The sequence below is a fragment of the Hymenobacter sp. 15J16-1T3B genome, assembly GCF_020711235.1.
In the GTDB taxonomy this organism is placed as follows: Bacteria; Bacteroidota; Bacteroidia; order Cytophagales; family Hymenobacteraceae; genus Solirubrum.
Window position 1 is genome coordinate 225,362 of record NZ_JAJFAV010000005.1, and the last position, 11,072, is coordinate 236,433.

3 protein-coding genes and 1 tRNA gene are annotated in these 11,072 nt (G+C 64.9%); 2 read left to right on the top strand and 2 right to left on the bottom strand.

Annotation, left to right across the window (positions count from 1 at the left end):
* Positions 1–31: 31 nt before the first annotated feature.
* Positions 32–298 carry a hypothetical protein gene (locus LJ737_RS11115; protein ID WP_227765622.1) on the bottom strand — a complete coding sequence of 89 codons (267 nt, stop codon included), beginning with the start codon at positions 296–298 and terminating at the stop codon, positions 32–34.
* A gap of 137 nt (positions 299–435) precedes the next feature.
* Between LJ737_RS11115 and LJ737_RS11120 the strand changes: the two genes are divergently transcribed.
* A tRNA-Gly gene (locus LJ737_RS11120) sits at positions 436–508 on the top strand.
* 204 nt (positions 509–712) lie between these two features.
* Complete coding sequence (locus tag LJ737_RS11125) at positions 713–4,684, top strand: hypothetical protein (protein ID WP_227765625.1); 3,972 nt, start codon at positions 713–715, stop codon at positions 4,682–4,684.
* 384 nt (positions 4,685–5,068) lie between these two features.
* On the opposite strand, the gene LJ737_RS11130 is transcribed toward LJ737_RS11125, so the two are convergent.
* Positions 5,069–9,799 carry a DUF8693 domain-containing protein gene (locus tag LJ737_RS11130; protein ID WP_227765627.1) on the bottom strand — a complete coding sequence of 1,577 codons (4,731 nt, stop codon included), beginning with the start codon at positions 9,797–9,799 and terminating at the stop codon, positions 5,069–5,071.
* Between the last annotated feature and the right edge of the window lie 1,273 nt (positions 9,800–11,072).

The window sequence follows — 11,072 nt, forward strand, 5'->3', positions numbered from 1 at the left end:
GCGGCAAAGAAACAAAACGCGCCGCCGTTCGTCACGACACGCGGCCGCCGCCGGGCTCGTCGGAGATACGTCCGTCTTGCCGCATGCGCCACCCGTAGCGAATGATGAGCGCGCCCAGCACCAACATCAGCACGGACAACACCAGATACGTCGGCTGCACGGCGTTCCAGCCGCCTTGCTGCCATTCGGCCGCCGATACGCCAAACCGCAGCACCTGCGCCGTGACCAACAGCCCACCCGCCACAATCAGCATCAGCCCGACCAAGCGCCGGGTCGCCGGAGAAAGAGAAGTAGCCATAGCCCAACTCAACGCAATATTTCGCCGGGCGTTGCCTCAAACAAGTGCCCTCAATCTGACTCGACGTTTACTAACACCCACCGCTGCCGTCTTGCATATTCGCTGCTGCTACGTACTTTTGCTCTACCAAACATCAAGCGGGAGTAGCTCAGTTGGTAGAGCATCAGCTTCCCAAGCTGAGGGTCGCGAGTTCGAGCCTCGTTTCCCGCTCACTCAGAATCAGCCACTTAGACACAGGTCTGGGTGGCTGATTTGCTTTTGGTTGCAATAACTCGAGTAAGCGGGCATACAGTTGACAAGCCCGAGCAAACGAATCTGCTGTTGGTTATGCAAGGCCACTAAGGGACTGGCTGCGCTTGGATTAGTGGTAACTTGTGCTCCGTTTTTCCACAAGGCCACTTCTGCAACGGGGTTATGTCGACCTTTTTCCTCCTTCGGGCAGCAGCGCGCAGCTGGGCCTGCGGGCTCTTGCTGCTGGCAACCACCGCTACGCTGGCGCAAACCCCGTCGTCGCGCGCCACCGCCTATGCCCGGCAGCTAAAGCAGCTGAATGCATTAGTTGTCAGTCCCGGCTACAACCAAGGCGCCGCTCAGCAGCAAAAGCAGCTGAGCGCGCGCCACCAAGCGCGTGCCCTGGCGGGTGAAGCCCAACTCCGGGGCGAGGGCGCGGTGTATTTGCAGGCCACGGTCTTAGCCTTGGAGTTGGAAGGCATGGACTCCGGCCTTTGGGGCCGGCGTAAGATTCCAATCGGTGCCCTGGAGCAGGAATTGAAGCAAGCCACGTTTCCGGTGCGGCCGCTGCTGCATTCGTTATTGGGCGAAGCATACCACCAATACCTGCGAACCAAGCACTACCGACAAGACCTAAATGCGTGGGGCCCCGAGCAGGAGCCCAAAACCAGCATCGCGCACTGGAGCGACGAGCGGCTGGAGCAAGCCTCCTGGGAGCATTACCGGCTGTCCTTACTGGAAGCCCCGGACCAGCAACGGCAGTTGCGCTTGCGGGCCACGCCGTATTTGCTGCGCGGGCTCAACGCCCATACCGGAGCCGGTTACGAAACCCTGTTAGACCTGATTTACAGCCGGGCCGTGGCCGGGCTGCCGCACGGTTCCCTCGCCCCAGCTAGTGCAACCGATTCCCTGCGCACCGCGCACTACTATGCCGCCCTGCTGGGTAGCACTGCCAGCTTTACGCGGCAGTTGCTGAGTACCGACCAGCCCGTAGGCGCCGACTCGCAGACCTTGCCGCTGTGGGCCTGGGCCTTGCAGCGCTGGGAAAATGCTCAGCCGGCCACTGCTACCGGTCAGGCCATTGTTCGGTTGACGCGCCTGGAATCAATTGCTGCGCAGGCGCCCGAGGCGTATGCCAAAACCCTGTACCGCGACGCGCTGCGGCAGGGCGCCCGCGACTACCGCCACTTGCCTATTGCCGCCGAATACCTGGCCTTGGCGGCCCAGCAGTGGCTGCCGCTCAGCCGCGACTCGGCGCTGGCCTTATGCCAGGAGGGGCTGCAGCGCTACCCCGCCTCGTTGGGCGGCCGGCAGTGCGAGGCACTGCGCTATCTATTACAGCGCCCTCAACTGTCGGTGTCCACCGCTTCGCTGCAGGTGCCCGCCGACTCGGCTTGGTCGATGCAAGTAACCACGCAGAACGTGCCGCGGGTACATGCCTGGGCCTTCCGGTTGCCCTTGGCTCTGATGCCCAGGCCAGAGGAACTCGCCAATCCTTCCGATGCGCATTCAACGGCCCACATCCGCGCGTACCGCTACGTGCTGGACCGCCACGCGACGCCGGCCGCCGCTTGGCAGGTAGCGCCTGCCGCGCCGGATGGCGTGGCGCATGACTTGTCCGGGCCCGCGCTACCCAGTGGGCATTACCTAGTGGTGTACAGCGCGACTGCGACGCCCGCGGAATGGGACCAGCTAGATTCGAATACGCAGTGCCTGTTTCTGCAGGCCAGCAAGTTGGTCGCTTTGCGGCGGCAAATGCCCGCCCGGGGCACCACGTCGTTGTTGCTGCTCAACCGGCGCACGGGACTGCCGCAGCCCGGCGTGCAGGCCCGGTACGTGTTTACACCGCCCGTAGATAGCCTTCCCCGGCTGAGCTGGGGCCCCGTTTCATCGCCCCAGCCCGGGGCGGATGGCTGGCTGCACTTGCGCGGCCCAGCTCCCACGCGCCAGGGCTACAGCCACCGCGCGGATCTGCTGCTGAGTTACGCGGCCGATTCGCTGCTGGTGCCCGGGCCGGCCGGGCCGCCGGACAGCAGTGCGCAGGCCGCGGCGGCTTTAGAGGGCACGTCGGCGGGCCTGATTGTGACCGACCGGTCGACCTACGCGCCCGGCGACACGGTGCACTACAAAATCATCCTGACCCGCAACACCCCGACCTGGCACGTCGGCGCCGGCTTGGTGGATACGTTGCAAGTGACCCTGCCAGGAGCGGCTACTAACCGCATTCCGATTCGGACCAATGCTTTCGGCAGTTATAGCGGTACCCTGGTGTTGCCGGATAGCTTAGCCGCCGGGTACGACTACCTGACCCTGAACCTGGGCCGGCAGCAGCTAACCTTGTCGCTACGCCCCCCCGTCCCTGCTGGCATGCAAGTGATCTGGGCTGATTTACCCAAGCAGGTGCAGCGGCAAGAGCTGGTAACCGTCCGCGGGCGGGTTCTCTCGCCAAAGGGGCAGGAACAGCCGGGCCTGCGCGTGCGGTATCAGGTTGTGCGCGAAGTGGTGCGTTTGCATAAGAACGGCGTGTACGGCGACCCGGTGCTGAACACGCTGCCCGCGGCGGAACAGGTGCTGGACGCGGGCACGGTGCAAACCGGTCCGGACGGCGGCTGGAGCTTTTCTTTTCGGGCCGCGGCCCCGGCCGATGTGCCTCCGGCGCGCTTGTCGCCGGGGCAGCTGGCCTACCGCGTGCGCGTGCAAGCCGTGGCCTACGCCGGTACCGACAGCGTAGTCAGTTTCCGCGAGCTGCCCCTGGACCGGCCGTTGCGCCTGCTGCACCTGCACGCTCCGGCGGTGCTGAACCGCCAAGACCTGGTGCCGCTGCGCGTAGCCTGCGAAGCCAGCTCGGCCGCGGCACGCGAGGCCACGGGGCAGCTGGAGCTGTACCGGGTTTCGGGCACCGCGGCTGAGCTAAGTTCATGGGCCAGTGCGTGGTTGGAACACCTCACCGGCGAGCAGCCCCTGGACTACCCGGACTTGGAGCCAACCGCAGTACTCAAGCCGGATTTGGCCAAGCTGTCCAAGGAGTTGGTCGCCACGCAACCCTTCGATACGCGCAGCATGGCCCTACCGGAGCTGAATGCCGTGCTGCGCCGCCAAGCCCCGGGCGTGTTCCTGCTGCGGGTGCGCACCACCGATTCGCTGGCCCAGCCCGCCCAAGCCGACTTTGCGCTGCTGCTCTACGACGCGGCCGCCGCCTGCCTGCCTTTCCCGACGCCCGATTGGTTTATCGGGGCTCGGGCGCTGGCCCCGGCCGACACTGGCTGCGTAGTGGTGGGCAGCCAAACTGGAGGGCCGATGCTGGTCGAGTTTGGCGCAGCCGACCGGGTGCTGGCGCAGCAATGGTTGCGGCTGCGCGCCGGTGAACAGCAGCACGTATGCGTGCCGGCCACTGCGCGGGGCGCCGCGTGCTGGCTGCGTACCACGCAGTGGCAGCAGAACCGCTTGTACACGCACGCCAGCCCGCTGCTAGCGCCCGCCCACGCCCCGCAGCTGCGGTTGCTCCGGGCCCGGCGCCGCACCTCGGCCGCCGGCGTCAGCCGCTGGCAGATTCGGCTGCGGGTGCAGGATGCCCAGGGGCGGCCCGTGGCGGCGGAGGCATTAGCAAAGCTCGTGCTGACTGCGGCCGATCAAACGGCCCCATCGGAGCCGCTTTATGCCCAACACTGGGTGCCCCAACAAACCGGGGAATGGCAGGACCGTACGCGGGCCGTAGCAGCGTATGCCGTGGCGGCGGCCCGCATCGACCAGGGCTATTACCCACAACGCACCGCGCCCGGGTTGCGCCTGCTCGGTGAAACGGCCATTTCCGCCCTAGAAGGCGACTCCGTGGAACTGCGGCGGATAAACGAAGGGCTACCCGTTGCCTCAGCGCCTTATCCGTCCGACTGGGATGCCGCAGCCACTTCCGACTGGTCTCCTGCGTACGCCCAGCAGACTTCTGCCGGCCAGCGGCTAAGCTTACCCCTCCCGCCGGCCGCTGGGGAGGTCCCAGCCGGGGGGTGGCATCCAGCGTTGACACCGCGCAAAAACGGGCGGCTGAAGGTGACCATAGATCTTCCGGCAAACGCCAGCCCCTCCTCCCTGCGGTTGTTGGTGCATACGCCGGAGGCAGCTTCGCAGCTGCTCACGGTGCCCTTGTCGGTTTTCCGCTGAGTGCTCTTGGGCTTGAGCTGTGATTTAGGCTTGCTCCCGGGGGCCGCCCGGCAAAGCCGGCTGAGTGACTCAAGCCTCGATCTGAAAAAGATGTGTCATGGGGAAGTCCACGCATTGAATTTGCCAAAATAAACTCGGCCACTGTGGTGCTTGCCCCGGTGCAAAGACAACGTTTCTCCGCGGCCCTGACGCACAACGCCCCTGCTTCTCACGAAGCAGGGGCGTTGTGCGTCAGGGCTACCGTTTCCGTTTTCAGCCGTCGAGCCGTTGTTAATTAGAACTGCTGAGGCGGCAGGGCCGCCGAGCCTAAAACGTAGGACTCGGCGGCTGTAAAACCGGGAATGATGAGGCGGAGGTCAGCTGTTCGTCGAGTTCAGCGGATGGTTAGTGCAGCACCAGTTTGCGGGTGAGCGTGCCGGCGCTGGTGCGCAGTTGCACAGTGTACACACCCACCGGGAGCTTGTCAACGGCAAGCGGCTGCTCCAGCAGCGGACCGCGCAGCGTCAGGGTTTCGGTCCGCACTACCTGGCCCAGAGCATTTACCAAGCGCAGCTCGGCGCTGCCGGTGGGCAGCCCTGCGGCGGCCAGGGTCACGCTCGTGCCGGCAGCCGGGTTCGGGTATACCTGCAAGGTGGCACCGGCCAGCCGCGCCGCCGTGGTGGCCAGCGGACGGCTGGCGTTGAGGTGCAGCACAAAGCGGACGGTGCTCAAGCCCTGCGCCAGCTGCACCGTGTAAGTGCCCTGGCGCAGGTCGTGCCAAGTGCCGGTCAGGCGGTCCTCCAGAAGCAGCTGACTGGAGGTCGGGAAGTTGACCAGCTGCTCGGGCGCAAACGTGTAAGAGCCAGCCTGCGGGGCATTCACCGCCAGCGTGAGGTCAAACGGCTGGCTGCCGGTGGGCAGGCCCTGAATGGCGAAGCTGTTGGCGCCGTCCTGCTGGTACAGGGTCGGCTGCTGGCCGCCGTTGAGCTGCACTTTCAGCGCGTCGAAACGGGAGTCGAAGCCGGTGGTGGCGCCGGCTTCCTGGTAGCAGTAGAACGCATCAGCATCGACCGGGGCGCTGCTGCCAGTGCGCCGCAGCGCCAGCGCCAGCACCGGCCGGGTTTCCTGGGTCCGGTACACGGCGGGGTTCGGGTAGCTGGTTTCGCGGGCGGCGTTGGTGAAGGTAAGCGTGGCCGCACTCGTACCCGTCGTGACCCGGGCAAAGAAGCCCTGCGCCATGGCCACGATGTTGGCGCCCGCCGGGCCCACGCCGTTGACGTAGCTCACGTAGCTGCCCGTGTACTGCCCGCTGGAGCGGTACACGTACAAGGCGTTGTCCACGCCGGCCGGGCGCGTCAGGTTGTCCCAGTTAAGCGGCGAGGGGTAAGGGTTGCCCAGCAGCTGCCAGCCCGAAGCCGCCGTGCTACCGCGCGTCAGGCTCACCGGCAGGGCGCCGTTGTTCAGCGGGCCGGTGAAGTCCACGGTCGTCGGGCTCAGGTTCGACGTGTAGCCCCGACCTACGGCCAGCGGGCTACTGGTAGCGGCCGGCGACTCCCAACCGTAGTCGAAATCGGCCGTGGTTCCGCTGCCCGTCAGGCGCTGTTCGTTGTACTGAAACACCGTCGGAAACGGCGTTACGGCGTAGGGGTTCGGCGCCGAGTTGTAGGCCGGGTTCACCACGGGCGTGGTGGCGGGGGCGGCCAAATCGGCCACCGTAGCGCCCGAGGACACGGGGCTGCTGAGGTGACGGTAACCCAAACCCGCGTTCAGGGCGGGGCTGAGGTAGCGCTGCACCGTCACGTTGCCGGTCACGACGCCGCTGCCCAGGTTGGCAACCAGGCCCGTGTTCTGCGCATCCGACAAGAGGGTGAGGTTGCCGTTCGACGCCAGGTTGCCGCTCGTCAGGCTCACCATGCCGCGGACCTGCACCGGGCCAGTCAGCGTGGCCCCGGGAGTGCCCACCAGCAGGTTGAACAGCTGCATGGTGCCGGAACCGCCCAGCAACTGGGCCGTGGTCGTCGAGGTAAGGCGCAGCGGGGCCAGGCCCGTGGTGGTGTAGCTGCCGTTGTTGACCACGTTGCCCTGCACTTCCAGCAAGCCGCTGGCTTGGGTGATGGTGCCGTTGTTGGTCAGCGTGCCGAGCACCTGCAGGGTGCCGTTCGACAAGCTCAGCGAAGCACCCGCGGCTACCGATACGGAAGCCACGGCCGGTTGCGTCGTGCTTACCACCGGGTAGCGCGCGGCGCCGGCCGGGATAATCACGTCATTGCTGGTAACCGGCACCGTGCCCAGGCTCCAGTTCGAGGCCGTCGTCCACGCCGTGGAATTCGCGCCGGTCCACACGTTGGCCGTGGTCGGGGTAGCCACCGTGAAGGCCAGGCCGCGCGAGCTGCCTTCCTGCAGGGGGCCGCCGGCCGGGCGCACATAGCCGGTGCCGGCACCCGCGGGCACTGTCACCCGGGCCTGGGTGGGGCTCAGCAGCTGAAAATTGGTGCCAGCTACGCCGTTGAAGGTCACGCCCGTAATCTGCGCCGGTATCGGGAAGCCCAAACGCGGGTCGGTGCGCTGGAAGTTGAAGCCGGTTACCGTCACCACCGTGCCCGCCGGGCCGCTGCTCGGCGACAGGGAGCTGATAACCGGGCTCATTACTTCGAAGTTGGCGCCGCTCAGCCCGGGCGTGTTCGTCACGATGAACCCGCCGTTGCCCGACAAGGCTGACACGCCGCTCAGATCGGGCACCGTGGCGGTAATCTGGGTTTCGCTAACCACCGTGTACTGCACGGTGTACGTGATGGAGTTCAGCACATAAGCCACCGTGGCTCCGGTGAAGCCTGTGCCACTGATGGTGGCGTTGTCGCCCGTCAGCCCGCCGGGGTAGGTGCTGGAGCCCACCGTGGCCGCCGTCACGGCCAGCAGGCGCAGCGAGGTAGCCGACGTGGCCGTGCCCACCGGCGTCACCACCTGAATCAGGCCCGACGGCAGATCCGGCGACGCGGACGTGTTGGCGAACGGAACCGTGGCCGTCAGCTGCGTGCCGGCGGCATTCACCGTAAAGGAGGGCTGGCTCACGCCGCTGAAGCGCAGCGCCGTGGCCCCCGTCAAGTTGCTGCCGGTGATGGTGACGGTCTGCCCGCTCTTGGCAAAAACCGGCGCAAACGAGCTGATGACCGGGCCTTGCCCGGTGACGGTGAAGTTGCTGGTGCTCGTGCCCGTGCCCTGCGGCGTCGTCACCGAAATGGGTCCGGTCGTGGCCCCGTTCGGAACCGTCACGGTCAGCTGGGTGCCGGTGGCATCCACCGTAAAGCCCGAAGCCGCGGTGCCGTTGAAGCTCACGGCGGTGGCGCCCGTCAGGTTGACGCCCGTTAGCGTCACCGTAGTCAGGTTGGTCGGGCCGTTGTTGGGCGTAAAGTTGGTAATGGACGGCTGCGCGGTCAGCGTAAACGGCAGACTCAAGTAGGTGTTGCTGGCGAAGCCAAAGTTGCCTACTGCCTGCACGGTGATGACGCCGGGGCTTAGACCGGGCGGAATATCCGCCGTTGCCGTTTGCCGGCCGTTATTGGTGCCAGCGGCGAAGTTGAGGCCGGGCACCCCGTTGAAGGTGAGTCCCGTTGCCCCAGCACCAGAGCCAGTGGTCCAGTTGCCGTTGAGCGTTACGCGCGTACCGGCCGGTCCGCTGGCCGGCGTAAGACACGAGGCGAATGGGGTGCCGATTAGCAGGTTAGCGAAATAGGGGTTTCGCGGCGAGCCATAGGACGCCAACGTGCCTGCGGGCGTGGTAATATTCAGCGTTACGTACGGGTTGACAAAACCCGCCAGGTTGTACTGGAACACCACGTAAAGCATCGAATCGTTGAGCACCGCGGGAGTACCCACAAACGAGGAAACGCTTCCGCACCCGGTATTAAAGGCCTGAAAGGTGGCCCCGGTGGCACCCAGAAAGCCGGAGCCTTTCAGGTAAACCTGAGCTCCGTTGTTGATGGTGAGGCTCTGAGTCAAAGGTTGCGGCGCCGGGTAGTTGTACCCGCGCGACGCATCGTAGTACCCAATGACGTTGAAAATGCGCAGGCGCGTGGGGCTGGCGGCCGAGCCAGCTGGCGTAGTGACCCGCACAAATCCGGTAGTCACGGGTTGGCTGTTGCCGTTCAGCTGGTAGTCCGGGCCCGGTACCGTGGTGGTAATCTGGGTGCCGTCGCTGCTTACCGTAAAACTGGTTTGCGGCGCGCCGTTGAAGGTCAGCTGCGTGAGCCCCTGCAGGTTTTGGCCGGTAATGGTAATGGCGTCGCCGGGCTTTACGTAGGTGGGCGAGAAGCTCGTCAGCACCGGCGCGGCCGCCACGCTCACGCTGGCCTGCGCGGTGGCCGTGCAGTTGCTGGCGTTGGTGGCCGTCACGGTGTACTGCGCCGCGCCCGTGCTGGGCGGCGTGGCCGTGACGCTGCTGCCCGTGGTGGTTTGCAGGCCTGGGCCGCTCCAGGTGTAGCTCACGCCGCTCTGCACGTTGCTCACGCTCAGCGTGGCGCTTTGGCCTTGGGCAATGCTGCTCGGCGAAGCCGTTGCGCTGGGGGTTGTCGGGGCGGGTGCCACGGTTACCGTCACCGCATCCGAGGCCGTGCATACGCTGGTCTGCGCGTCGGTGGCGGTCAGGGTAAAGACGTACTGGGCGCTGGCCGTAACGGCGGGCAACTGCACCGTGGGCTGGGCCTGGCTGCTGCTAAAGCCCGCAATGCTGGGGCTCACCGACCAGCTGTAGTTCACGCCCGTTTGGGCCGCCGCGCCGCCGAGCGTCACCGTGTTGCCCGAGCAGGCGTTCTGGTCGGCGCCGGCATTGGCGGTGGGCTGGCTGCAGCTCACGCCGTATTTGGCGACGAAGGTGCTGAGGAGGCCGTTGTGGTCCGGCAAGGTAAGATTGCCTAGGGCCATCTGGTAAGAATAGCCCCCACCGAGGTAGAGGGAGCCACTGGCGTCCGTGCCCAAGTGGCTGACGATATCCTGGTCCGATTGACCACTGCTATTAAGACCCGCCAGCGTTTGCACCGAAACGACCGCTCCCGCTGCCGAGTAGCGGGTCAGGAACCCATCGTACGAAGGCCGCGAACCAGCATCCAGCACGCTGGTTCGGCTGTTGCCAACAATATCCACGGTCCCCGCGAAGTAGCCCCCGGTGTACACATCGCCGCTGCTGGTTAAGGCCACACCGGCTACATCACAGTAGCTGGCGGAGGAGGGGGTAGCCGTAACGTTAACCCACTCCAACGTGCCGCCGCTGTTGAATCGGGCCAAGTAGCTACCGCTGACACCTGCTGGTACGGTCAAGGACCTACTGGCACTACCAACTCCGCCTATTGACACGGTATAGTCTGCCCCGCCAGACGACCTAATGGTCGTGGCCAGGTATACATTGCCGGCCTCATCTGCCACAATGCCCATATCCCTGGTAACGTTGGGGACCGAAGTCGTAGGCCGTTCTGTCTCGTAAGCCAGCGCAGCAACTCCGTCGCCGGCCGCTAGCTTCACCACGAATTTATTGGGAGTGCTGTAAGGAGAAATGGATGCGTGAGGTAAGGAGCTACCCCAAGCCATCGTAGCACCCGATCCGGATGTGTTGAATGACATGCCGGTAGCCCATACATGCCCCGCGTTATCCAGGGTAATCTTACCCGCTCGGGTGTAAATATCATTATTAACGTTTGGCCGGGACACCCACAGCACACTCCCACTTGGGGAGAACTTGGCTACTATCATGTTGCCGTTGCCCGTGTTGGTGACGCCGCCCAAGCTACCGAGAAGACTGCCGCTGAGGTAAACGTTGCCATTGGTATCGGCAGCTATATCGGTTTCTGAGGTGTGCAGCGCTATAGCCCATTGCACCCCACCGCCGCTGCTGTATCTCACCAGATACGAATCGTTGTACGTGCTGCCAGTGACCGACTGGGAACCGAACGTGACGGTTACGCCATTGGGCAATGAACCCGCCACGTATGCGCCACCGCTGCCGTCCGCTGTCACGCTAGGCCCTCCCACGGCAACAAGCTGATTAAAATCAATCAGGGCTGCCCACAGGGGTAGCCCAGTCGGATCGTAGCGCACGGCATACATGTCACTCCCTCCCGTTGAGGTGAGCGTGACATTGTTGCCGAAGGACATTGTGCTAGGCCCCGTCCCCGAAAAGCCGCCGACCACGTAGCTATTGCCCGCAGCGTCCACCGCCATATCAGAGGAAGATGATTGACCCGCAGCCGTGCGGGCCCATTGCCAGCTCTGAGCTTGCGTGCCTAAGCTGCTGCACAGCAACAGCCATACGAATGACCACCACTTAAAGGTGGTCGGGTGATTTTGACCAGTAAAAATGCCCATGCGCCTGTGGTATTATGAGAGCATCCCTTATGCTCTGAATGCAACCTTTGAATGAGAA